The sequence below is a fragment of the Streptomyces sp. NPDC026092 genome (assembly GCF_040638605.1).
Classification (GTDB): domain Bacteria; phylum Actinomycetota; class Actinomycetes; order Streptomycetales; family Streptomycetaceae; genus Streptomyces.
The window spans coordinates 229086-253360 of record NZ_JBEZYN010000002.1 but is presented as its reverse complement, the minus strand read 5'-3'; the positions used below and the strand labels follow the sequence as shown (position 1 = coordinate 253360).

Sequence of the window (24275 nt, the reverse complement as noted above, 5' to 3'; positions counted from 1 at the left end):
TGTTCTTTTCGGGCTGTTCCCCGGTAAAGATCCACGAACCACCACCAGGGAGCACGTCCTTTGGCAGCCATCGCACGGTGGTGCATCAAGCACCGCCTCGTCGCCGTCCTGCTCTGGCTCGTCGCCCTCGGCGGCGCTGTCGCCGGAGCGTCGGTCGCCGGCTCCGCGTACTCCAACGACTACGAGGTCCCCGGCACCGAGTCCGGCCGCGCCACCGCCCTCCTCGAAAAGGGCTTCCCCGGCAGCGGCGGTGACGGCAACACCATCGTGTGGCACACCGACAAGGGCACCGTCCGGGCCGCCGGCGTCGAGCAGCGCATGACCGACGTGCTCGACGAGGTCGCCGAGCTCCCCGGCATCGCCTCCGTGGCCTCCCCGTACGGCCCCGGGCCCGGCGCCCAGGCGCAGATCAGCGAGGACGGGCACACCGCCTTCGCGGCCGTCACCTTCCAGGAGCAGGCCGACGACATCCCGAAGTCCCAGGCCCAGGCGCTCGTCGACACCGCCCGCTCCGCCGGGGGCGAGAACCTCCAGGTCGAGCTCGGCGGCAGCGCCGTCGCCCTCACGGAGGCCTCCGGCGGCCATGTCGCCGAGGCCGTCGGCGTCGCCGTCGCGGCCGTCGTCCTCTTCCTCGCCTTCGGCTCGCTCGCCGCCTCCGCGCTCCCCATCGCCACCGCGCTGGTCAGCGTCGGCATCGCGTACTCCGGGATCGCGCTCCTCGGTCATGTGATGACCGTCGCCGACTTCGCCCCCATGCTGGGCATGCTCATCGGCCTCGGCGTCGGCATCGACTACGCGCTCTTCATCGTCACGCGCCACCGCAAGGGCCTCAAACGAGGGCTCTCGGTCCCCGAATCCGCGGAGATCGCCGTCGCGACCACCGGCCGCGCCGTCGTCTTCGCCGGGGCGACCGTCTGTATCGCGCTGCTCGGCATGCTGATCCTGCGCCTCAGCTTCCTCAACGGCGTCGCCATCGCCGCCTCCCTGACCGTCGTCCTCACGGTCGCCGCCTCCGTCACCCTGCTGCCCGCGCTGCTCTCCCTGATCGGCATGCGGGCGCTCTCGCGCCGCGAGCGCCGGCAGCTGGCCGAGCACGGGCCGCAGCCCGAGCTGCCGACCGGCTTCGCCGCCCGCTGGTCCGCCTTCGTGGAGCGCCACCCCAAGTTGCTCGGCGTGGTCGCCGCCGTCGTCATGGCCGTCCTCGCGCTGCCGACCTTCTCGCTCCACCTCGGCACCTCCGACCAGGGCAACGGCCCGGCCACCTCGACCACCCGGCAGGCCTACGACCTGCTCGCCGACGGCTTCGGGCCCGGCGTCAACGGGCCGCTCACCCTCGTCGCCCAGATCGACGGCGCCGACGACCGCGTCGCGCTCGGCGAGCTGCCGGCCGCGCTCGCGCACACCAAGGGCGTCGGGTCGGTCTCCCCGGTCACGTACAACAGCGCCGGCGACACCGCCGTCCTCACCGTCGTACCGGACTCCTCGCCGCAGTCGAAGGCCACCAGCGAGCTGGTCGACCGGCTGCGCACGGACGTCCTGCCCACGGCCGAGCGGGGCACGTCGCTCGATGTGCACGTGGGGGGCGTGACCGCCTCGTACGACGACTTCGCCGAGATCATCGTCGGCAAGCTGCCGCTCTTCGTCGGCGTCGTCATCGCGCTCGGCTGTCTGCTGCTCCTGGTCGCCTTCCGGTCGATCGGCATCCCGCTGAAGGCCGCCCTGATGAACGTGATGGCCGTCGCCTCGGCCTTCGGGATCGTCGTCGCGATCTTCCAGTGGGGCTGGGGGAGCGAACTGCTCGGGCTCGGCAGCGCGGGCCCGATCGAGCCCTTCCTGCCGGTGATCATGGTCTCCGTGCTCTTCGGGCTCTCCATGGACTACCAGGTCTTCCTGGTCAGCCGGATGTACGAGGAGTGGCTGGAGACCGGAGACAACCGGCGGGCGGTCCGGGTCGGGCTCGCCGAGACCAGCCGCGTGATCAACTCGGCGGCGGTCATCATGATCTCCGTCTTCCTCGCCTTCGTGCTCTCCGGCGACCGGGTCGTCGCGATGTTCGGCATCGCCCTCGCGGCGGCCGTCGCCCTGGACGCCTTCGTCCTGCGGACCCTGCTCGTACCGGCCCTCATGCACATGCTCGGCGGCGCCAACTGGTGGCTGCCGCGCTGGCTCGACCGCCGCATGCCCCGCATCAGCATCGAACCGCCCGAGTCCCGGGCCGCCGCCGACGCGCGGGACGCCGAGGTCGTCCTGGACGCGGAGGTCGTCTTGGACGCCGATGCCGCCGCCATCCCCGCGCAGCGCGTGGCGGTGGACGAGAAGGCGTGACGAGAAGGCGTCTTAAGACACTTCTCATCCGCGGCACCTAGCGTGCGGCGTATGACTATCAAGACGGAGAAGACGACCACCGAGAACACCGAGGCCGAGGAGAAGGCCGAGGCCGTCGAGCCGGTCGACGAGGCGGACCAGAAGCTCGAGGACGAGCGCGACGAGGACCTCGACGAGGATCTCGACGAGCTCGAAGAGGCTCCGGTCGCCCCCGCCGGTGACGGGATCGGCGCCGGGGCCGCCGCCGTCGTCTCCGCCGGGCTCGGGCTCGCCGCCCTCACCGGCACCTGGGTGGGCAAGGTCAGCAGCGAGCGCGAGACGCTCATCGGCCAGATCAAGGCCCAGGGCGGCACCGCCGCCCAGCAGATCAACGAGATCTACGCCGACGCCTGGCACGCCACCGCCCTCGTCAACGGGGTCTTCGCCTTCCTCGCCCTCATCGTCGCCGTCCTCGTCCTCACCCGCCCGCGGCGCCCCGCGTGGGTCGGTGCGGTGGCCGTCGCCGGCGCGGTCCTTGGCGGCATCGGCATGTTCCTGTCGGCGGGGATGTACTTCGACCTGTTCCTGAGTCTCCCGACCGCGCCCTAAGGCACCGCCCGGGGCCCGCCTAAGGCCCCCCGTACCCCGAACATGCGGCACTCGCCCGATGTGGCCGCACCCCCTGGGCCACGAGAGTGGAGGCATCGCAAGGAGCGATACCGACACCAGGGGAGAACGAGATGTTCGCGTACGAACTGAACCGCCTGCACCACGCCGAGCTCGTCCGTGAGGCCGCCGCCCAGCGCCTGACCCGTCAGGCCGTCACGGCGCGGCGGGCCGCGAAGGCCGCCGCCCGGTCCGGCGAGCACGAATCCGAAGGGCGGGTGGGAGAGGCGCGGGACCGTTTCGCCCGGGCCGCGTGACCCCTTGTGGGTGTCAACCCGGACGGCTGTGCGATGCTCGGCGGCGTGGAGACCAGGTCAGTCAGTCCCGTGTTCGTCGGCAGGGCCGGTGAGACAGCCGCCCTGACCGACGCCCTCGTCCGCGCCGGCGACGGCGAGCCCCAGGCGCTGCTCGTCGGCGGCGAGGCGGGCGTCGGCAAGACACGGCTCATCGAGGAGTTCGTGGCGGCGGCCTGCGACCGGGGCGCGTACGTCGCTGTCGGAGGCTGTGTCGAAGTAGGCGCGGACGGGCTGCCGTTCGCGCCCTTCTCCACGGCCCTGCGCTCGCTCAGCCGCCGACTGCCGGACGAACTGGCCGCCGCGGCCGCGGGCCAGGAGGGCGAACTCGCCCGGCTCCTGCCCGAGCTGGGTGACGTCGGCAGCCACGAGCCGTCCCACGAGGACTCCACCGCCCGCCTCTTCGAGCTGACCGTACGGCTCCTGGAGCGCCTCGCCGGCGACCGGACGATCGTCCTCGTCCTGGAGGACCTGCACTGGGCCGACGCGTCCACCCGGCACCTCCTCTCCTACCTCCTGCGCACCCTGCGCCGGGGCCGGATCGTGGTCGTCGCCACCTACCGCTCCGACGACATCCACCGCCGCCACCCGATGCGCCCCCTGCTGGCCGAACTCGACCGGCTGCGGACCATCCGCCGCATCGAACTCGCCCGCTTCACCCGCGCCGAGGTGCGCCGCCAGCTCACCGGCATCCTGGCCGCCGAACCGGACGCCGGACTCGTCGACGAGGTCTTCGACCGCTCCGACGGCAACGCCTTCTTCGTCGAGGAGTTGGTCGTCTCCCACGAGGCCGGCTGCGCCGTCGGCTCCCTCAGCGACTCCCTGCGCGACCTGCTGCTCGTCCGCGTCGAGACGCTGCCCGAGGACGCTCAGCGGGTCGCCCGGATCGTCGCCGAGGGCGGCTCCACCGTCGAGTACGCGCTGCTCGCCGCTGTCGCCCGGCTCTCGGAGGACGACCTGATCGAGGCGCTCCGGGCCGCCGTCGGCGCCAACATCCTGCTCGCCGTCCCCGACGGCGACAGCTACCGTTTCCGGCACTCCCTGGTCCGTGAGGCCGTCAGCGACGACCTGCTGCCCGGCGAACGCTCCCGGCTCAACCGGCGCTACGCCGAGGCCCTGGAGGCCGACCCCACGCTCGTCCGCTCCGACGAGCGCGTGACCAGGATCGCCACGTACTGGTACCACGCCCACGACCCGGCCAAGGCGCTGCCCGCCGTGCTCCGCGCCTCCGTGGAGACCCGCAAGCGCTACGCCCACGCCGAGCAACTGAGCCTCCTCGAACGGGCCATGGAGCTCTGGGACGAGGTCCCCGCCGCGGTCCGCGACGCGCTGCGGCCCATCGACTACGTCGAGGCCTACCCCGCGTGCGGCTGCGACCCGGTCACGACCCCGCTGCGCTACCTCGATCTGCTGGCCGAGGCCGCCATCGCCGCCCGGTTCGCCGGGGAACGCGAACGCGCCCTGAAGATCGGCAAGATGGCCCTTCGACTCCTCGACTCCTCCGAGGAGGGCGGCGAGACCGACCCGCTCCGCGCCGCCTGGTTCTGGTGCGAGCGGTCCCGCATCGTCTCCGGCCTCGGCCGCTCCGACGGCTGGGCCGAGATCGCGAAGGCCCAGGAACTCGTCAAGGGCCTCCCGCCGTCCGCCGTCCACGCCCGCGTCCTCGTCGTGGCCGCCGGCTGGGGCATGCTCCACAAGCCGGGACCCGAGAGCCTCGCCGCCGCCGAACGGGCCGTGGAGTACGCCCGCCTCGTCGACAACGAGCCCATCGAACTCGGCGCCCGTCTCACCCTCGGCACCCTCCAGGTCAGCGCCGGCGACCGCGAGGCCGGGCTCGCTGCCATGTACGCGACCCGCGACCGCACCCGCGCCCTCGGCCTGTACCACGAGTGCTCCCGCGCCCACGTCAACCTCTCCCACGTCCTGGAGAACCTCGGCCGCTCCCGGGAGGCCGTCGAGGTCGCCGAGGACGGCCTCCGCCTCGCCCGCTCCCACGGCCTTCTCGACAGCCAGGGCTGGATCCGCGCCAACCAGGCCGAGTCCCAGCTCTCCCTCGGTCTCTGGGACGAGGCCCAGCGCAACTGCGAGTGGCTGGAGCACTCCGGGACCAGCTCCAAGCCGCGCGGCTCCGCCGCCCTCCGCCTCGCCCAACTGGCCGTCGCCCGGGGCGAACTCGCCACGGCTACCACCCAACTTGCCCTGGCTCGCGAGCACTTCGGCGAAGCCGACCCCATGCCTCAGTACGTCGTGCCGAGGAAGCAGGTCGAGCTGAGCATCGCCGCCGCCGGAGGCCGGATCCAGGACGTACGGACCGTGCTCGCCGCCGCCGTCGAGACCGGCTTCCCGCCCGGCACCCACCGCGAGGCCTGGCCGCTGCTCCTCGCCGCCGCCACCGCCGAGGCGGACGCCCTCGGCCTGCCCGCCGCCGAGGAGGGCCGCGCGGAGTCCCTCGCCCTGCTCCGGCGCAGCGCCCGGCAGATGGCGACCCCGGCGCCCGTCTGGGAGGCGTACGCCCGGCACACCTCGGCCGAGTTGGACCGCGCCGACGGCCGCCACCCGGTCGAACGCTGGACCGCGACCGTCGCCGCGTACGAGGCCGTGGAGCGCCCCTACGTCCTGGCCCTCGCCCGGCACCGCCTCGCCGACGCCCTCCTGGCCGAGGGCGGCCGGCGCGAGGAGGCCGCCGCGCTGCTCCGCGAGGCGCACGCCACGGCCGTCCGCCTCGGCGCCCAGCCGCTCCGCGAGGACGTCGAACTCCTGGCCGCCCGCGCCCGCCTCCCGCTGACCGCACCGGACCGCGCCCCGGAAGCGGAGCCGGGCGACGACGGCTTCGGCCTGACCCCCCGGGAGCAGGACGTCCTGCGCCTGGTCGCCGCCGGCCGCACCAACCGGCAGATCGCCGAGGAACTCTTCATCTCACCGAAGACCGCGAGTGTCCACGTCTCCAACATCCTCGCCAAACTCGGCGTCTCCGGCCGGGGCGAGGCCGCCGCCCTGGCCCACCGCCTCCGCCTCCTGGAACCGACGGCCTAGGCGGACGCTCCCGCCCTAGGGAGTCTCGTCGTCGTCCCCGTCGCCGCCGTCGCCGTCCTCGTCGCGGACGGTCACCGGCTGCGGCAGGCGTATCAGCACGGCGCCGGAGCTGAGGTCGATGGGCCCGCGCGCGGGGTCCGCGTCGCCCGGGTCCTCCCGGGTGAGCTCCAGGCGCTGCCGCTCGTCCTCGGTGTGCTGACGGCCGGGCGCGAACAGCTCTTCCGTCATGTTGAACATCGTCTCCGCCTCCTACTTCACCTCCAACCGGAGGATCTTGTCGTCGCCGGGCCCGGGCGTGCCCCGGGTGTCCGTCTCGCTCGTCGTCAGCCAGAGCCGACCGTCACCCGCTGCCAGGACCGTGCGCAGCCGGCCGTGCTCCTCCACGAGGAACGCCTCGGGGTCCCCGGAGCGTTCCGCTCCGGACACCGGGATCCGCCAGAGGCGCTCGCCGCGCAGCCCCGCCATCCAGATCGCGCCCTCGGCGTACGCGATGCCGCTGGGCGAGGCCTCGTCCGTTCTCCACTGGGCGACCGGGTCCACGAAGTCGGACACGTTCGCCACGCCCTCAACCTTCGGCCAGCCGTAGTTCTTCCCGGCCTCGATCAGATTCAGCTCGTCCCAGGTGTTCTGCCCGAACTCGGCCGCCCACAGCCTTCCGTCCCCGTCCCAGGCCAGGCCCTGCACATTGCGGTGGCCGAGCGAATAGACCACGGAGTCCGGGAACGGATTGCCAGGCGCCGGCCTGCCCTCCGGCGTCATGCGCAGGATCTTGCCGCCCAGCGACCCCGGGCTCTGCGCGAGCCCCGTCTCCCCGCGCTCACCCGTTCCCGCGTACAGCATCCCGTCCGGGCCGAACGCGATCCGCCCGCCGTTGTGCACGTTCCCCTTCGGGATGCTCGCGAGGACCACCTCGGGCGCGCCGAGGCGGTCCCCGGCCCCGCCTCCGTACGGCATGCGGACGATGCGGTTGTCCGACTCCGCCGTGAAGTACGCGTACACCATGCCGTCCCGCACGGCGAGGCCGAGCAGTCCGCCCTCTCCGCCGGGAACCACCCCCGGCACCTCGCCGAGCGGCGTCTTTCTCCCGGTGTCCGCGTCGACCCGGGTGACCGTGCGCTCGTCGCGCGAGGCGACCAGCAGGTCACCGTCCGGCAGCGCGGCCACGCCCCACGGCGACTCCAGGTCCTCGGTCAGCGTCCCGGCGACGCGCACGGAGCCCGGGGCGCCCCGCGACCCCGATCCCGAGGCGGACGCGGACGAGGAGGCGGGCGCGGACACGGAGGGGGAGCCCGGCGAGGCCCCTTCCCCGTCCCCGCCCGACCCGCACCCGGTCAGCAGCCCCAGCAGCGCGGCGACTCCCACGGCCCCCACGGCACCCACATAAGCTCGGCCCACGGTCCCGATCCCTTCAAGCGGCGATCACTACCCTTGATACACCGCTCGGCCCGATCAGGTTCCCGGCCGCCGGATTCCCGCCCGCCGGGTTCGCTCCCGGATTCGCTCCCGCCGGAACCGCTCGCCCCGGATTCCCGCCCGCCGGGTTCGCTCCCGCCGGAACCGCTCGCCCCGGATTCCCGCCCGCGCCCTCAGTCCCACGATCCGCGCGGCCGCGGCAGCCCCGCGATCTCCGCCAGGTCCCCGGCCGTCAGGGCCAGCTCCGCCGCCCGCGCGTTCTCCACCGCCCAGCGCTCCCGCTTGGCGCCCGGGATCGGCACGACGTGCGGCCCCTGCGCCAACGCCCACGCCAGGGCGACCTGCGCCGGGGTGACGTCCTCCCCGTGCCGCGCCGCCACCCGCCGCAGCCCCGCCACCAGCGGCTGGTTCGCGGCCATCATCTCGGCCGTGAACCTGGGGTGCCTGGCCCGCGGGTCGTCCGGCTCGAAACCGCCGCCCGGCGTCAGCGTCCCGGTCAGGAACCCGTTCCCCAGCGGCATCGCGGCCAGGAACCCCACGCCCCGCGCCTCGCACCAGGGCAGCAGCCGCGCCAGCGCCTCCCGCGACCACACCGACAGCTCGGCCTCCACCGCGCTCACCGGGAACACCTGCTGGACCCGTTCCAGCTGCCGGATCGTTCCCTCGAACACATCCGCCGCCGATCCGCGCCGCGCCGCCCGCGCGCCGACCGCGCAGAATCCGAGCGCCCGCACCTTGCCCGCGGACACCAGCTCGGCCATCGCGCCCCAGGTCTCCTCGACCGGGACCTCCGGGTCCGCCCGATGCAGCTGGTAGAGATCGATCACGTCCGTCTGCAGCCGCCGCAGCGAGGCGTCGCAGGCCCGGCGCACGTACCCGGGCCGACCGTTGGCCACGATGTGCTGATCGCCCACGAGCAGGCCGCACTTGGTCGAGACGAACGCATCCGCCCGGCGCTCCTTCAACGCCCGCCCCACCAGCAACTCGTTGGTGAACGGCCCGTACATGTCGGCGGTGTCGAGCAGGCTCACCCCGGCGTCGAGCGCCGCGTGCACCGTGCGCAGCGACCGGTCCCCGCGCTGCTGCGAGCAGCTGTAGGCCCAGTTCATCGGCATACAGCCCAGGCCGACCGCGCCCACGTCGAGCGGTGCCGCCCCGATAGTCCTGCGCTCCACCTGCCGGTACCCCTCCCTGTGCCGTCCCCCAAAGTAACCAATGCCGGCCGGGATTCTTCGCATAGCCTCCCGGTCATGACACTCGATGAGACGACCCCTGACGTGTGGCTTCCGATTCCGGCCGACGAGGTCGAAGGGCTTCCCGACCCGGGCGCGTCGGGTCTGAACTACCGCTTCTGGGACGGCGGTCCCGACTTTCCCGCCGACCCGGCGCGGTGCGCGTTCTACGTGGTGCCGTACATGAAGGGCACGGAGATCGCGATCCGGCCGCTCGCCGCGATGAGCTCGGTCCGTGTCGTCCAGACCCTGTCGGCCGGAACGGACCATGTGACGCCCGGCATCGGCTCGTTGGGGCCGGGGGTCGACCTGTGCAACGCCAAGGGCGTCCACGAGGCCAGCACCGCCGAACTCACCCTCGCCCTGATCCTCGCCTCGCTGCGCGGCATCCCCGGCTTCGTGCGCGGCCAGGACAAGGAGGAGTGGCGGGCCGGTTTCTACCCGGCGCTCGCCGACAAGTCCGTGCTGATCGTGGGGTACGGATCCATCGGCGCCGCCATCGAGGACCGGCTCGCTCCGTTCAAGTGCGCGCGGGTGGTGCGCGTCGCGCGCTCCGCACGCACCACGGAGCGCGGTCCCGTACACGCCCTGGCGGAGCTTCCGGCCCTGTTGCCGCAGGCCGACGTGGTCGTGCTGTCCACTCCGCTCACGCCCGACACCCGGCATCTCGCCGACGCGGGCTTCCTCGCCCGGATGAAGGACGACGCCCTTCTGGTGAACGTCGCCCGAGGTCCCGTGGTGGACACCGCCGCGCTGCTCAAGGAGGTCGAGTCCGGCCGGATCACCGCCGCCCTGGACGTGACCGACCCCGAACCCCTGCCGCCGGGCCACCCGTTGTGGCACGCTCCCGGTGTTCTGGTGAGCCCCCATGTCGGCGGTTCCACTTCGGCGTTCATGCCGCGGGCCAAGCGGCTGATCGCCGCCCAGCTCACCCGTTTCGCGGCGGGGGAGCGGCCGGCCAACGTGGTGCTGACCACCTGAGCGGGCGCCCGGCCCCACGCGCCCCCTCGGTGCGCCTGTCGCGAGCCCCCGGGCCGTCACGGAGAGTACTGCGACCCTGCCCCTGAGTGACGGTCCTGGTGTATCGTCCCGAAGCGGGGGACTGCGTCGAGTACGAGCTGACGCCGGGGAGTGAAGTGACGGGACATCAGATTCCGAGGGGGGCGACGGGTGACGTACGGCCGATGGACCGACGATCCGACGCGGCGGGGCCGCCGTCGACGACCCTCGCCCGCGACGACGACACCGGGTCGCCCCCATGCGGCGCCCGACTCCGCGGGCCGGGCGGCACCACCGCCCTGCCCGCCCAGACCGACCGGCGCAGCGCCGACACGGTCCCGGCCGCCGATCGCGTTACCGGACCCTCGCGTGCCGACGACCATCGGAACACCGGCACCCACGACGACCACCGGCACGCCGGCCCGGACGGCGCCGCCGCCCCCGCGCGTGACCACGCGCACGGAAGGCCGGCGGGGGCGATGAACGCCCCCGGTGCGCTGATCGAGCGCGGTCGCGTCACGGGCGCGGGCGGGGCCGCCACCGGGCCGGGGCAGACACGGCCGGGCCCCGCGCGCTCCGGGGTCCCCACGCTCCTCACCCAGGTCGTCCTCGGGCTCATCTGCGCGGGGTACGCCACCGGCGCCGCCCTCGGCTGGGGCTCCGAGCGACTCGCCCTGGTCATGGGCGACTTCGGCCTGAGCGCCGCCGCCCTGGCCGCCGCCGTCTCCTGCTTCCTCTACGCGCGCGTGCACGAGAGCCGCTTCCGCCCCGCCTGGCTGCTCTTCGCCTTCTCCTCGGGGATGGCCGCCGCCGGGAACGCGGTCTGGGGGTGGTACGAAGTCGTGCTCCGCCAGGACGTGCCCAGCCCGTCCCTCGCCGACGTCTTCTTCCTGCTCTTCGCGCCGCCCGCGATCGTCGGGCTGCTCGTCCTCGCCAAGAAGCCCGTCACCCGGGCCGGCTGGGTCTGCCTCGCCCTCGACGCCTGGCTCATCGGCGGCTCGCTGCTCACACTCTCGTGGAGCCTCGCCCTCGCGCACACCGCCCACTTCGAGGGCGAGAGCGTCGCGAGAGCCGCGCTGACCCTCGCGTACCCGCTGCTTGACATCGTTCTCGTCAGCATGGTCCTGGCCCTCCACTTCCGCCGCTCGCAGCTGAACCGGTCGGCGATCAACACCGCCATCGCCGCCCTCGCCCTCACCGTGCTGTGCGACGCCCTCTTCACCTCCCCGCTGCTCCGCGAGAACTACACCTCGGGCCAGCTCCTCGACGCCGGCTGGTTCGCGGGCTCCCTGCTGCTCGCGTACGCCCCCTGGGGAGCGAGCCGTACCGCGCCCGTCACGGGCTCCGCGGCGGCGCGCGCGGCCCGCCACCACAGCCGCCCGATCGCGGGCTCGCTGGCCGCCCTCACGCCGTATCTCGCCGCCGCGGTCTGCACGCTCGGCATCCTGTACAACGTCGTCGAGGGACGCAGAGTGGACCGCGTGGTCGTCCTCACCGGCTGCACGGTCGTGCTCGCCCTGGTCGTCCGCCAGGGCATCATGCTCCTCGACAACATCGCCCTCACCCATGAACTGGCCCAGCAGGAGAACCACTTCAGGTCCCTGGTGCAGGGCTCAAGCGACGTGATCATGATCGCCGCGCCGACCGGCATACTCCGGTACGTCAGCCCCGCCGCTTCGGGCGTCTACGGACGGGAGGCCGAGGACCTGATCGGCGAGGAACTCGCCTCGCTCATCCACCCCGAGGACCTCGGCGGGGTCGTCCACGAGGTCCGGCGCTTTCTCGCCACTCCTCCTTCGGAGGAGCCGACGACCCGGATCGAGTGCCGCTTCCGCTCCGGCCGGGGCGACTGGCTCAACGTCGAGTCCACCGTCAACCGCCACCAGGGCGGCCTCATCTTCAACAGCCGGGACGTCACCGAACGGGTGCGCCTCCAGGCCCAGTTGCAGCACAACGCGGAGCACGACCCGCTCACCGACCTGCCCAACCGCGCGCTCTTCACCCGGCGCGTCCGCAAGGCGCTGGCCGGCCGCCGCGCCTCGGACCCCGGCACCGCCGTGCTCTTCATCGACCTCGACGGCTTCAAGGGCGTCAACGACCGCCTCGGCCACCAGGCCGGGGACGAACTGCTGATCCAGGCCGCCCGGCGGCTCCAGGACTCCGTACGGGCCGGGGACACCGCCGCCCGGCTCGGCGGCGACGAGTTCGCCGCGCTCATCCTCGGCGACGGCTCACGGGACCGGGTGGCCCGGGAGTGCCAGGTCCACGAGATCGCCGACCGGCTGCGCCTCACGCTCTCCCAGCCGTACCGCGTCGAGGGCGGCAACGAGGTGCGGGTCGCCGCCTCCATCGGCGTCGCCTTCGCCGAACCCGGCATCAGCGCCGGAGAGCTGCTGCGCAACGCCGACCTCGCCATGTACCGCGCCAAGGCCGCGGGCAAGGACCGGGTCGAGATGTACGCCCCGCAGATGCAGGCCGAGGTCGCCCGCAGGACCGAACTGGCCACCCGGCTGCGCACGGCGCTCGACGACGGCGAGTTCGCCCTGCTCCACCAGCCCGTCGTGGACCTCACCACCGGCCGGATCACCGCTGTCCACGCCCAGGCCCGCTGGCGCTCCGCGCAGGGCATCCTCTTCACGCCCGCCGAGTTCCTGCGGGTCGCCGACGACGGAGAGCGGATCGCCGAGCTCGGCCGCTGGCTCCTGGAGCACGCCGTCGAGCAGGCCGCCGAGCGGGCCGCGCTCGGCCACCGGACCCCGGTCTCCGTCCGGCTCCCCGCCCGCAGACTGCTCGACCGCTCCCTGCCCCTCGGCTCCGTCGAGGCGCTGCTCACCCGCCACGGGCTCCCGTCCGGCTCCCTGATGATCGAGCTGGCCGACAACGACCCCCGGGTCTCCTTCGACGACCTGGAGCAGCGCCTGGTGGCCCTGCGCCGGCTCGGCGTACGGATCGCCCTCGACGGCTTCGGCAGCGGCTACGCGGCGATCAACGCGCTCCGCCGCCTCCCCGTCGACGTACTGAAACTGGACAGAGGGCTCGTCGAGGGGGTGGTCGAATCAGCCCGGCTCCGTAAGATCACGAGCGGGCTGCTCCGCATCGCCTCGGACCTCGGGCTCCAGTCCGTGGCCGACGGGGTGGACGTCCCCGAGCAGGTCCTCGCGCTGCGCGCCATGGGCTGCACCCATGGCCAGGGCATGGCGTTCTCGGGCCCGCTCGACGAGTACCGGCTGCGCCGCGCGCTCGTCAGGGACGCGTATCCCCTCCCTGGTGGGGCGGCTGTTCCCGTGGGGGAGAGGCTCCCCGCGTCCCCCGATCCGCTCAAATAATGAGACGCCTGTCCCACCCACTTGACACTGGTAGTGGCTCGGGGGGAGGGTCAGTGCCATGCGCACCCGAATTCTCGTACTTGGAAAGCGCGTCGGCTGAAGCAGGGCCCTGAAGGCCCCGCTTGAACGCACCCGACGCGCTCCCCTCGCTTGCCTCCCGGCACGAGGGGTTTTTTGTTGCACCGGCTCACGTCAAACCCTGGCAAAACCCCCGCAAAGACCCTCTGCTTCGAGAAGAGAATGCTGATGACCGAGCAGGCCACCGGGCACCATCCGCAGCCGCGGACCCGTAACGGCGGACAGTCCGCCACCATCGTCGAGCACGTCACGGGTGCGCAGTCCCTCATCCGTTCTCTCGAGGAAGTAGGGGCCGACACCGTCTTCGGCATCCCGGGCGGCGCCATCCTGCCGGCGTACGACCCGATGATGGACTCGAAGAAGGTCCGCCACATCCTGGTCCGGCACGAGCAGGGCGCGGGCCACGCGGCCACCGGCTACGCCCAGGCCACTGGCAAGGTCGGCGTGTGCATGGCGACTTCGGGTCCGGGCGCCACCAACCTGGTCACCCCGATCGCCGATGCCCACATGGACTCCGTCCCGCTGGTCGCGATCACCGGTCAGGTCGCCTCGAAGGCCATCGGTACGGACGCCTTCCAGGAGGCGGACATCTGCGGCATCACGATGCCCATCACCAAGCACAACTTCCTGGTCACCAAGGCCGAGGACATCCCGAAGACGATCGCCGAGGCCTTCCACATCGCCTCCACCGGCCGTCCGGGACCGGTCCTGGTCGACATCGCCAAGGACGCCCTGCAGGCGAAGACGGTCTTCAGCTGGCCGCCGCAGACCGACCTGCCCGGCTACCGCCCCGTGACCAAGCCGCACGCCAAGCAGATCCGCGAGGCCGCCAAGCTCATCGCCGCCGCCAAGCGCCCCGTCCTGTACGTCGGCGGCGGTGTCCTGAAGGCCGGCGCCACCGCCGAGCTGAAGGTCCTCGCCGAGCTCACCGGCGCCCCCGTCACCACCACCCTGATGGCGCTGGGCGCGTTCCCCGACAGCCACCCGCTGCACGTGGGAATGCCGGGCATGCACGGTGCGGTCACCGCCGTCACCGCGCTGCAGAAGGCCGACCTGATCGTCGCCCTCGGAGCCCGCTTCGACGACCGCGTCACCGGCAAGCTGGACAGCTTCGCCCCGTACGCCAAGATCGTCCACGCCGACATCGACCCGGCCGAGATCGGCAAGAACCGCGCCGCCGACGTCCCGATCGTCGGTGACGCCCGCGAGGTCATCGCCGACCTGATCCAGGCCGTCCAGGCCGAGGCCGCCGAGGGCAGCAAGGGCGACTACACCGCCTGGTGGAGCGACCTGAACCGCTGGCGCGAGACCTACCCGCTCGGCTACGACCTGCCGGAGGACGGCAGCCTCTCGCCGCAGCAGGTCATCCAGCGCATCGGCCAGCTCGCCCCCGCCGACACCATCTACGCGGCCGGCGTCGGCCAGCACCAGATGTGGGCCGCCCACTTCATCGACTACGAGAAGCCGGCCACCTGGCTGAACTCCGGCGGCGCCGGAACGATGGGCTACGCGGTCCCCGCCGCCATGGGCGCCAAGGCCGGCATGCCGGACCGCCCGGTCTGGGCGATCGACGGCGACGGCTGCTTCCAGATGACCAACCAGGAACTGGTCACCTGCGCGCTCAACAACATCCCGATCAAGGTCGCCATCATCAACAACGGCGCCCTCGGGATGGTCCGCCAGTGGCAGACCCTCTTCTACAACCAGCGCTACTCCAGCACGGTCCTGCACGCCGACGAGACGGGCCACGAGGCGACCGGTTCCCAGGTCGGCGCCAGCTCGGCGCCGCGCAAGGGCACCCGCGTCCCCGACTTCGTCAAGCTGTCGGAGGCCATGGGCTGTGTCGCGCTGCGCTGCGAGGACCCGGCCGACCTGGACAAGGTCATCGAAGAGGCCAACGCCATCAACGACCGCCCCGTCGTGATCGACTTCATCGTCCACGAGGACGCCCAGGTCTGGCCGATGGTCGCCGCCGGCACCTCCAACGACGAGGTCATGGCCGCCCGGGGCGTCCGCCCCGACTTCGGCGACAACGAAGACGACTGAGACCGAGAGCCGTAGGAAGAGGAACGACGCAATGACAAGGCACACGCTCTCCGTCCTCGTGGAGAACACCCCCGGCATCCTCGCCCGGATCGCCGCGCTGTTCTCCCGGCGCGGGTTCAACATCGACTCCCTCGCCGTCGGTGTCACCGAGCACCCCGACATCTCCCGCATCACCATCGTGGTGAATGTCGAGGACCTGCCCCTCGAGCAGGTGACCAAGCAGCTCAACAAGCTGGTCAACGTCCTGAAGATCGTCGAACTCGAGCCCAGCGCCGCGATCCAGCGCGAGCTCGTCCTGGTGAAGGTCCGCGCCGACAACGAGACCCGCTCCCAGATCGTCGAGATCGTCCAGCTGTTCCGCGCCAAGACCGTGGACGTCTCGCCCGAGGCCGTCACCATCGAGGCCACCGGTTCGAGTGACAAGCTCGACGCCATGCTGAAGATGCTGGAGCAGTTCGGCATCAAGGAGCTCGTGCAGTCCGGCACGATCGCCATAGGGCGTGGTGCGCGGTCCATCACCGACCGCTCCCTGCGGGCCCTCGACCGCAGCGCCTGACCGTCGACCCCGGCCGACCGCCGTCCACCGCGGCGGTCCGCCAGGCGAGACCCGAAAACCTTCCTTCCGCTCCCCGCCGTACGGTGGGACGTAACACCAGCACCTCAAGGAGATTCCCAGTGGCCGAGCTGTTCTACGACGCCGACGCCGACCTGTCCATCATCCAGGGCCGCAAGGTCGCGGTGATCGGTTACGGCAGCCAGGGGCACGCCCACGCGCTGTCGCTCCGTGACTCGGGTGTCGACGTCCGCGTCGGCCTGCACGAGGGCTCCAAGTCCAAGGCGAAGGCCGAGGAGCAGGGCCTGCGCGTGGTCACGCCCGCCGAGGCCGCGGCCGAGGCCGACGTCATCATGATCCTGATCCCGGACCCGATCCAGGCCAAGGTCTACGAGGAGTCCATCGCGCCGAACCTGAAGGACGGCAAGGCCCTCTTCTTCGCGCACGGCTTCAACGTCCGCTTCGGCTTCATCAAGCCCCCGGCCGGCGTCGACGTCGCGCTCGTCGCCCCCAAGGGCCCGGGCCACCTGGTCCGCCGTCAGTACGAGGAGGGTCGCGGCGTCCCCGCGATCGCCGCGGTCGAGCAGGACGCCACGGGCGGCGCGTTCGCCCTGGCGCTCTCGTACGCCAAGGCCATCGGCGGCACGCGTGCGGGCGTCATCAAGACGACCTTCACCGAGGAGACCGAGACCGACCTGTTCGGCGAGCAGGCCGTCCTGTGCGGTGGCGCCAGCGCGCTGGTCAAGGCGGGCTTCGAGACCCTGGTCGAGGCCGGCTACCAGCCGGAGATCGCCTACTTCGAGTGCCTGCACGAGCTGAAGCTCATCGTCGACCTCATGTACGAGGGCGGCCTGGAGAAGATGCGCTGGTCCGTCTCCGAGACCGCCGAGTGGGGCGACTACATCACCGGCCCGCGCATCATCACGGACGTCACCAAGGCCGAGATGAAGAAGGTCCTCACCGAGATCCAGGACGGCACCTTCGCCAAGAACTGGATGGACGAGTACCACGGCGGTCTGAAGAAGTACAACGAGTACAAGACCCAGGACGAGAAGCACCTCCTGGAGACCACCGGCAAGGAGCTGCGCAAGCTCATGAGCTGGGTGAACGACGAGGAGGCGTAAGCCTTCCGAGGTGGGGCCGGACACAGTGTCCGGCCCCACCTCCATCGTTGGACAGGCCGTCCAACCACGGACGGGTGATCCTGCCAACGAGGCGCATGAATCGCGCCAACGCACCACTACACTGCTCAACAACATTCGCGTTCAGGCCCACAGCGTCGTGCGCTTTCACGCGGCAAGCCCCCTCCACCGCCTGCGGCCGTCGGGACGGCCGTCCGCACTGGATCTGTGAGGACTCACGTGAGCTCGAAACCCGTCGTACTCATCGCTGAAGAGCTGTCGCCCGCCACCGTCGACGCCCTGGGCCCGGACTTCGAGATCCGGCACTGCAACGGCGCGGACCGCGCCGAGCTGATCCCCGCCATCGCCGACGTGGACGCGATCCTGGTCCGCTCCGCGACCAAGGTCGACGCCGAGGCCATCGCCGCCGCCAAGAAGCTGCGCGTCGTCGCCCGCGCCGGTGTCGGTCTGGACAACGTCGACGTCTCCTCCGCCACCAAGGCGGGCGTGATGGTCGTGAACGCCCCGACCTCCAACATCGTCACCGCCGCCGAGCTCGCCTGCGGCCTCCTCGTCGCCACCGCGCGCAACATCCCGCAGGCCAACACCGCGCTGAAGAACGGCGAATGGCAGCGGTCGAAGTACACGGGCGTCGAGCTCAGCGAGAAGACCCTCGGCGTCGTCGGCCTCGGCCGCATCGGTGTCCTGGTCGCCCAGCGGATGTCCGCGTTCGGCATGAAGATCGTCGCGTACGACCCCTACGTGCAGCCGGCCCGCGCCGCCCAGATGGGGGTGAAGCTGCTGACCCTGGACGAGCTCCTGGAGGTCGCCGACTTCATCACCGTCCACCTGCCGAAGACCCCGGAGACCCTCGGTCTCATCGGCGACGAGGCGCTGCACAAGGTCAAGCCGTCCGTCCGGATCGTCAACGCCGCGCGCGGCGGGATCGTCGACGAGGCGGCGCTGTACACCGCCCTCAAGGAGGGCCGGGTCGCCGGCGCCGGCCTCGACGTGTACGCGAAGGAGCCCTGCACGGACTCCCCGCTCTTCGAGCTCGACCAGGTCGTCTGCACCCCGCACCTGGGCGCGTCCACGGACGAGGCGCAGGAGAAGGCCGGTATCGCGGTCGCCCGCTCGGTGCGCCTCGCGCTCGCCGGTGAGCTGGTCCCGGACGCGGTCAACGTCCAGGGCGGTGTCATCGCCGAGGACGTCAAGCCGGGTCTGCCGCTCGCCGAGAAGCTCGGCCGGATCTTCACCGCGCTCGCGGGCGAGGTCGCGGCGCGGCTCGACGTCGAGGTCTACGGCGAGATCACCCAGCACGACGTGAAGGTGCTCGAACTCTCCGCGCTCAAGGGCGTGTTCGAGGACGTGGTCGACGAGACCGTGTCGTACGTCAACGCCCCGCTGTTCGCGCAGGAGCGCGGTGTCGAGGTCCGGCTGACGACCTCCAGCGAGTCCCCGGACCACCGCAACGTGGTGACCGTGCGCGGCACGCTCTCCAGCGGCGAGGAGGTCGCGGTCTCCGGCACGCTGGCCGGCCCCAAGCACCTCCAGAAGATCGTCGCCGTCGGCGACTACGACGTGGACGTGGCGCTCGCCGACCACATGGTGGTGCTGCGCTACGAGGACCGCCCGGGTGTCGTCGGCACCGTCGGCCGCATCCTCGGCGAGGCCGGTCTGAACATCGCGGGCATGCAGGTGGCGCGCGCGGAGGAGGGCGGCGAGGCGCTCGTCGTGCTCACCGTGGACGACACGGTTCCGGCCGCGGTGCTCTCCGAGATCGCGGCCGAGATCGGCGCGGCCTCGGCCCGCTCGGTCAACCTGGTCTGACCCGGTCCGACCGGCCCTCCTGCCGCTGACGTACTCGTACCCGGCCACTAGACAACCGTCTTACACGATTGTCTAGTGGCCGGGTACAGTGCTGTCATGGGACACAAGGAAGACCTGCTCGAAGGCGCCAAGCGCTGCCTCCTGGAGAAGGGGTACGCCCGCACCACGGCCCGCGACATCGTCGCCGCCTCGGGCACCAATCTCGCCTCGATCGGCTACCACTACGGCTCCAAGGACGCGCTGCTCCAGCAGGCGTTCCTGGCGCTGACGGAGGAGTGGGGCAATCAGGTCGGCCCGGCGGGCAGCGGCGAGAACAGGAAGACGCTGCCCGCCGACCCGTACGCGCGCTTCCACGCGGTCTGGGAGCAGGTGATCGCCGCTGCCGAGGCCAGCCGCCCGGTCTGGAAGCTCCAGACCGAGGTCGTCACCCGTCTCGACGACGACGAGAAGCTCCGCGAGGCCATCAAGGAGCCGCAGCGCGAGGGCCGGTTGGGCATGGCGGAGGTCTTCCTCGGCCTCGACCCGGAGGCGGACCCGGAGAACGCCCGGGTGGCGGGCCTCCTCTGCCAGGCGCTCGCCACCGGCGTGATGATCCAGTGGATGGTGGACCCCGAGACGGCGCCGACGGCGGACGATCTGACGGCCGGGCTCAAGGTGCTGATGGGCGAGCAATAGCGCCGGATTCACCCGTAGTTGGGCGGCTCAGCGCCAGGGGATGTTCCGCCAGGGGCTGCCCTCGTGCTCCGTCAGGACGCGGTGGGCGGCCACGTTGTCCTCGTGGTACGGGCCGTACTCCTCCCCGTCGAAGCGCAGCACCCGCCCCAGCGCGTACCCGACCGAGTACTCCTCCCACGACCCGTAGGCCGAGCGGGCGAGGGCGCCCGCGTGGACGATCGCCTGCTCCGCCTCCGGAGGCGTGCAGAAGCGGGCCGTCAGGCCCCAGCGGGCCACGTTGACCGCACGCCCGTAGTCGTACGCGACCGTCTTCCGCACCCGCCCGTCCGGGGGCAGCAGCCCGTCGGCCCGGAACCGGGCCTCGTAGCGCAGGATGCGGCGCACCAGCGCCTCGATATGACGCACCGTCACTGGCTTCGCGCCCAGGTCCTGGGCGTGCCCGGCGGCCGTCTCGCGCCACTCGTCAGGCGAAGGGACCGCGCCGCGGGCGGCCCGCAGCTGCTCGCGGACCCGGAGGGTGAAGTCCGGCTCGGGCGGGCTGTTGCGCCCGTCGAGCAGCGCGTCCAGCTCCTTGCGCCAGCCCTCGCGGTCGGTGACGTCCCAGCCGTCGCGGAGCGTGTCGAGGATGGTGGTGTACCCCATGTAGGCCGAGCCCACGTCGTTCCACGGGACGCCGTTGCCGAACGCCAGATGGGCGCCGCAGCCGAGACCGAAGGCGAGCGGGCCGTGCAGCGGGCCGTGCCGCAGAGCGACGAACCGGTCGCCCGAACCCCGCTCCTTCTCGGCGTACACCCGCAGCCACCCCGCGCGGTGCTCGGGCGTGGTCGGCAGCAGCAACTGGCCGGGGGTGCCGCCGTTGACCGAGAGGAGCACCCGGGGGTCGCGCCACTCGAACTCGGCGACCCAGCGCAGGGTGACCTGGTGGAACACCCACTCCGGATGCCAGGGCGGCAGCATCCCGCGCGTCAGGACCGGCCGGACGACGAGCCCCTTGGCCGCCTGCTGGGGGCGCCACCAGACGGTGTCCGGGTCGGCGTCCACCTCGGCCCTGGGGGCGGCGATGAAGAGCTCGGCCCCGGCCAGGACACGGAGCTGTTCCGCGAAGTCGCCGCGCTGCGCCGCCTCGTACAGCGACTGCTCGGTCTCGGACGGCGGGATCCAGGGGGCTGCCTGGGGAGCGGGCGGGCGGCGAGGGCTCATGACCACGGGATGTTCCGGTAGGGGCTCGACGCGTCCTGCGTGAGCGTGCGGTGGAGGGTGAGGGATTCCTGGTACATCGGCTCGGGGTCGCCCTCGTCGAAGTGGATCAGCCGGGCCAGCACGTAGCCGAGCGAGAACTCCTCCCAGGAGCCGTACGCCCGGCGGGCGGCTTCGAGGACGCTCAGGACGGACTGCTCCGCCTCCTGCGGATCGCAGTAGCGGGCGCCGAGCGCGAGCCGTACGACGTTCACGGCGCGGCCGTGGTCGAAGGCGGCGAGGGTGTCGACCCGGCCGCCCGGCGGGAGGAGGCCGTCGGCACGGAACCGTCCCTCGTAGTGGGTGATCCGGCGCAGGAACTCGACGGCCTCGGCCCGGTCCTCCCCGTAGGGGTCCTCCCGTTCGAAGGTCTCGGTGACCGCCGCCGCCCACTGCTCGTCGGTGGGCGGGCCGCCGAGGCGCGCGGTGAGACGGCGCCGGACCCCGAGGACGGCCTCGGGGACCCGGCCGACGAGCCGGGTGGCGATCAGGGTCCGCAGCTTGTCCCGGAAGTCCGCGCGGTGGTGGACGACCCAGGGGCGCCGCAGCCGGGAGACGTCCGTGGGGTAGTCCTCGTACTGGGCGCCGAGCCGGTTCCACACCAGGCCGTTGAGGACGGCGAGGTGCGCGCCGAGGGCGAGGGCGTGGGCGACCGGCCCGTGCAGGTGCTCGCCCGCGTGGGTGAGCAGCCGGAGCCGCGCGGGTCCGCCGCCGCGCGCGCCCGCCTCCTGCCAGGCCCGCCGGTCGGCGGAGCGGGCCGGCAGGGCGGCCTCGAACGGGGTGTCCGGGTTGACCGCGAGCCACCACCGGTCGTTCGGCCAGGCGGCGGCGAGCTTGTCGATCGTCGTCTGCTTGAACACCCACTCCGGGTGCCACGGCGGCAGCATGCCCTCGGTGAGCACCGGTACGACGGTGCGCCGGGCGGCCTTGTCGCGCCGGCTGGGGAGCGGCGGGGTGTGGCCGGGCACGTCGGCGTGCAGCCTGGGGAGGAGCACGTACAGGCGGGTCCGCCCGAGGGCGTCCAGGACGGCCGCCCGGTCCCCGCGCTCACCCGCCTCGTACAACAGCTGCTCGGTGTACGTCGGCGGTGCCCAACTCCCCGTGGTCATGGGGAGATCCTATAAACCGGCCCGAGGGGGCCCGCGTTCAGAGCCTGGCCGCCTTGAGGGCCATGTGCAGCAGCAGGCGGTCCTCGCCCGCGTCCAGGTCGAGGCCCGTGAGCTGTTCGACGCGGGAGAGGCGGTAGTAGAGGGTCTGGCGGTGGATGCCGAGGGCGGTCGCGGTGCGGCTCGCCTGGCCCGCGTTGTCGAGGAACACCTCGGCGGTGCGGGCCAGTTCGTGGTGCGCGGGGGTGAGCAGGACGCGCACCGCGGGGTCGGGCTCGGCAGGCGGGAGGGCGGTCAGGAGACGGTACGGGCCGATGGCGGCCCACTCCGCGAGCGGCCCCAGGTGCGGCTGGGCGCTCGCCGTGCGGGCGGCCGCGGTGGCCTCGCGCCAGGAGACGTCCAGGTCCGCGAGGCCGCGGCGGGGCTCGGCGATCCCGGTGACGGCGCCCTCGCCCGGCGTGCCCCGGAGCCGCTCGGCGGCGGCCACGGCGGGCGCGAGGTTGTCGGCGGCCCGGAGGCGCACGAGAACGGCGAGGGCGCGTCCGGCGGAAGCCCCGGGTCCGGGTCCGGGGCCCGCGCCGGCGTCGGCGCCCCCCGGAGCGCGCCACGGCACCGTGCACAGGACCGCGGCCCCCGGGACCGTACGGGCGGAGGGGCTGTCCTCGTCCGGCCACGGCGCGAGGCACACCAGGGCGTGCAGGCCCTCCGCGTCCGCGCCCAGGGCCGTCCGCAGGGCGGTGAGGGCCATGTCGTACTGCCAGCCGCGCTCCGCCGTCAGGGCGGCCCGCAGCTCGCGCGAGAGGTCGGCGCCCGCGCGCTCCTCGTCGGCGAGCAGGCCGCCGATCCGGGTGGCGACCTCCATGGCGGCGGTGAGCTGGGCGTGCGTCGGCCCGGGCTCGGCGTCGAGGAGCCAGACGTAGCCGAGGACGACGCCCCGGTGGCGTACCGGAAGGCAGATGCGGTCCCGGAACACGCCCGCGTCCGGGGCCGCCGGGATACGGACCGGGCCGGTGGCCCGGGTGATGCCGAAGCCCTCGAACCAGGAGCGGACCGCCGGGGTCGACTTCCGGGTCAGGATCGAGCGCGTCCGGACGGGGTCCATCGCCGTGTCGTCGTCGCTGTCGTGGGCGCCGAAGGCGATCAGCCCGAAGTCACGGTTCTCCAGCGTCGCGGGAGCACCGAGCAGCGCGGAGATCTCGTCCACCAGTTCTTGGTAATCGCCCTTCACGGCGCCATTCTCGCACCCCTTCAGACATATGTATGAGATGCCGCCCACGGATGCGTGACAGCTGTCGATGGCAGAGGATCGGAGCGATCCTTAGGTTTCACGGTGGTTCTCCGTGCTTTCCCGATTGCTTACGAAAGATCGGGTAGGCACCCTTCGTCACCCTGCCTTCCTGGAGGTCCCCGTGCTGGGTCCCGTGATCCTCGCCGCGTCCCGCAGCGACAAGATGCGCCGTTTCGTGTCGGCAGCGCCCGGGACCAAGCAGGTCGTCGACCGGTTCATCGCCGGCGAGACGGTCGACCACGTCATCCCGATCGTCCAGGACATCACCGGCCGCGGCCTGGAGGTCACCCTCGACGTCGTCGGCGAGGACATCACCACCGTCGAGCAGTCCCACGCCGCGCGCGACGCGTACCTGGAGCTCGTCGGCCGCCTGAAGGAGCTGGGCCTCGGCGAGCGCGCCGAGATGTCCGTGAAGCTCTCCATGTTCGGCCAGGCCCTTGAGGGCGGCCACGAGCTCGCCCTCGCCAACGTCCGCCCGGTCGTCGCGGCCGCCGCCGAGATCGGCACCACGGTCACCCTCGACGCCGAGGACCACACCACCCTCGACTCGATGTTCGCCATCCACGAGGAGCTGCGGAAGGACTTCCCGCAGACCGGCTGCGTCATCCAGGCGTACCTCTTCCGCACCGAGGACGACGCCCGCCGCCTCGCCGCCAACGGCTCCCGCGTCCGGATCGTGAAGGGGGCCTACAAGGAGCCCGCCTCCGTCGCCCTCCAGGACAAGCCCGAGATCGACAAGGCCTACGTCCGGATCATGAAGATCCTGATGGAGGGCGAGGGCTACCCGATGATCGGCTCCCACGACCCGCGCCTGATCTCCATCGGCCAGGAGCTCGCCCGCCGCGCGGGGCGCAAGCTGGACGAGTACGAGTTCCAGATGCTCTACGGCATCCGCAGCGAGGAGCAGAACCGTCTCGCCGCCGAAGGCCACCGCATGCGCGTCTACACCGCGTACGGCACCGACTGGTACGGCTACTTCATGCGCCGCCTCGCGGAGAAGCCGGCCAACCTCCTCTTCTTCGCCCGCTCCATCCTCACCAAGGGCTGAGCCCACCCCTCAAAAGGAGTTACGAGAC

The 24275-nt window shown here is 72.3% G+C and carries 18 protein-coding genes; 12 read left to right on the top strand and 6 right to left on the bottom strand.

Annotated features, from left to right (window positions below; translation table 11 throughout):
• Window positions 1-60: 60 nt before the first annotated feature.
• The 4 genes from AB0F56_RS03780 to AB0F56_RS03765 all read left to right on the top strand — a co-directional run bounded on the left by AB0F56_RS03780 (window position 61) and on the right by AB0F56_RS03765 (window position 6296).
• Complete coding sequence (locus AB0F56_RS03780; RefSeq protein ID WP_362003565.1) at window positions 61-2325, top strand: MMPL family transporter; 2265 nt, start codon at window positions 61-63, stop codon at window positions 2323-2325.
• A 51-nt stretch (window positions 2326-2376) separates the two neighbouring features.
• Window positions 2377-2913 (top strand): hypothetical protein, encoded by a 537-nt coding sequence (locus AB0F56_RS03775; protein ID WP_362003563.1) that lies wholly within the window; start codon window positions 2377-2379, stop codon window positions 2911-2913.
• Window positions 2914-3044: 131 nt separating this feature from the next.
• Window positions 3045-3227 carry a hypothetical protein gene (locus AB0F56_RS03770; protein ID WP_362003561.1) on the top strand — a complete coding sequence of 61 codons (183 nt, stop codon included), beginning with the start codon at window positions 3045-3047 and terminating at the stop codon, window positions 3225-3227.
• Between the two features lie 33 nt (window positions 3228-3260).
• Window positions 3261-6296 (top strand): AAA family ATPase, encoded by a 3036-nt coding sequence (locus AB0F56_RS03765; protein WP_362004030.1) that lies wholly within the window; start codon window positions 3261-3263, stop codon window positions 6294-6296.
• Window positions 6297-6311: 15 nt separating this feature from the next.
• Here AB0F56_RS03765 and AB0F56_RS03760 read toward each other — a convergent pair whose 3' ends face one another.
• The 3 genes from AB0F56_RS03760 to AB0F56_RS03750 form a co-directional block, all read right to left on the bottom strand.
• Complete coding sequence (locus AB0F56_RS03760) at window positions 6312-6524, bottom strand: DUF6191 domain-containing protein (protein WP_362003559.1); 213 nt, start codon at window positions 6522-6524, stop codon at window positions 6312-6314.
• A 21-nt stretch (window positions 6525-6545) separates the two neighbouring features.
• Window positions 6546-7667, bottom strand: a complete 1122-nt coding sequence (locus AB0F56_RS03755) for a PQQ-dependent sugar dehydrogenase (RefSeq protein ID WP_362004029.1) — start codon at window positions 7665-7667, stop codon at window positions 6546-6548.
• Window positions 7668-7882: 215 nt separating this feature from the next.
• Window positions 7883-8884, bottom strand: coding sequence for an aldo/keto reductase (locus AB0F56_RS03750; protein WP_362003557.1), 1002 nt, complete (start codon window positions 8882-8884; stop codon window positions 7883-7885).
• Window positions 8885-8959: 75 nt separating this feature from the next.
• On the opposite strand from AB0F56_RS03750, the gene AB0F56_RS03745 reads away from it, so the two are divergent.
• From AB0F56_RS03745 to AB0F56_RS03715, 7 genes are all read left to right on the top strand, one after another.
• Window positions 8960-9922 carry a 2-hydroxyacid dehydrogenase gene (locus AB0F56_RS03745; protein ID WP_362003555.1) on the top strand — a complete coding sequence of 321 codons (963 nt, stop codon included), beginning with the start codon at window positions 8960-8962 and terminating at the stop codon, window positions 9920-9922.
• Between the two features lie 497 nt (window positions 9923-10419).
• Window positions 10420-13266: an EAL domain-containing protein gene (locus AB0F56_RS03740; RefSeq protein ID WP_362004026.1), complete on the top strand. Its 2847-nt coding sequence runs from the start codon at window positions 10420-10422 to the stop codon at window positions 13264-13266.
• 246 nt (window positions 13267-13512) lie between these two features.
• Window positions 13513-15390: an acetolactate synthase large subunit gene (locus AB0F56_RS03735; RefSeq protein ID WP_362003553.1), complete on the top strand. Its 1878-nt coding sequence runs from the start codon at window positions 13513-13515 to the stop codon at window positions 15388-15390.
• A gap of 31 nt (window positions 15391-15421) precedes the next feature.
• Window positions 15422-15946, top strand: coding sequence for an acetolactate synthase small subunit (gene ilvN, locus AB0F56_RS03730; RefSeq protein ID WP_215065241.1), 525 nt, complete (start codon window positions 15422-15424; stop codon window positions 15944-15946).
• A 119-nt stretch (window positions 15947-16065) separates the two neighbouring features.
• Window positions 16066-17067 carry a ketol-acid reductoisomerase gene (ilvC, locus tag AB0F56_RS03725; RefSeq protein ID WP_362003551.1) on the top strand — a complete coding sequence of 334 codons (1002 nt, stop codon included), beginning with the start codon at window positions 16066-16068 and terminating at the stop codon, window positions 17065-17067.
• 237 nt (window positions 17068-17304) lie between these two features.
• Window positions 17305-18894 (top strand): phosphoglycerate dehydrogenase, encoded by a 1590-nt coding sequence (serA, locus tag AB0F56_RS03720; protein ID WP_362003549.1) that lies wholly within the window; start codon window positions 17305-17307, stop codon window positions 18892-18894.
• Window positions 18895-18990: 96 nt separating this feature from the next.
• On the top strand, window positions 18991-19569 hold the full coding sequence (locus tag AB0F56_RS03715; protein WP_362003547.1) for a TetR/AcrR family transcriptional regulator: 579 nt from the start codon (window positions 18991-18993) through the stop codon (window positions 19567-19569).
• 27 nt (window positions 19570-19596) lie between these two features.
• Here the strand turns inward: AB0F56_RS03715 and AB0F56_RS03710 are convergent, their stop codons facing one another.
• From AB0F56_RS03710 to AB0F56_RS03700, 3 genes are read right to left on the bottom strand one after another with little or no spacing between them, the layout of a single operon-like run.
• Complete coding sequence (locus tag AB0F56_RS03710; RefSeq protein ID WP_362003545.1) at window positions 19597-20769, bottom strand: DUF1266 domain-containing protein; 1173 nt, start codon at window positions 20767-20769, stop codon at window positions 19597-19599.
• On the bottom strand, window positions 20766-21914 hold the full coding sequence (locus tag AB0F56_RS03705) for a DUF1266 domain-containing protein (protein WP_362003543.1): 1149 nt from the start codon (window positions 21912-21914) through the stop codon (window positions 20766-20768). The genes AB0F56_RS03710 and AB0F56_RS03705 overlap by 4 nt, the downstream gene beginning before the upstream one ends.
• Before the next feature lie 37 nt (window positions 21915-21951).
• Window positions 21952-23139 carry a helix-turn-helix domain-containing protein gene (locus AB0F56_RS03700; RefSeq protein ID WP_362003541.1) on the bottom strand — a complete coding sequence of 396 codons (1188 nt, stop codon included), beginning with the start codon at window positions 23137-23139 and terminating at the stop codon, window positions 21952-21954.
• A gap of 181 nt (window positions 23140-23320) precedes the next feature.
• Between AB0F56_RS03700 and AB0F56_RS03695 the strand changes: the two genes are divergently transcribed.
• On the top strand, window positions 23321-24247 hold the full coding sequence (locus AB0F56_RS03695) for a proline dehydrogenase family protein (protein WP_362003539.1): 927 nt from the start codon (window positions 23321-23323) through the stop codon (window positions 24245-24247).
• The last annotated feature ends 28 nt before the right edge of the window (window positions 24248-24275 follow it).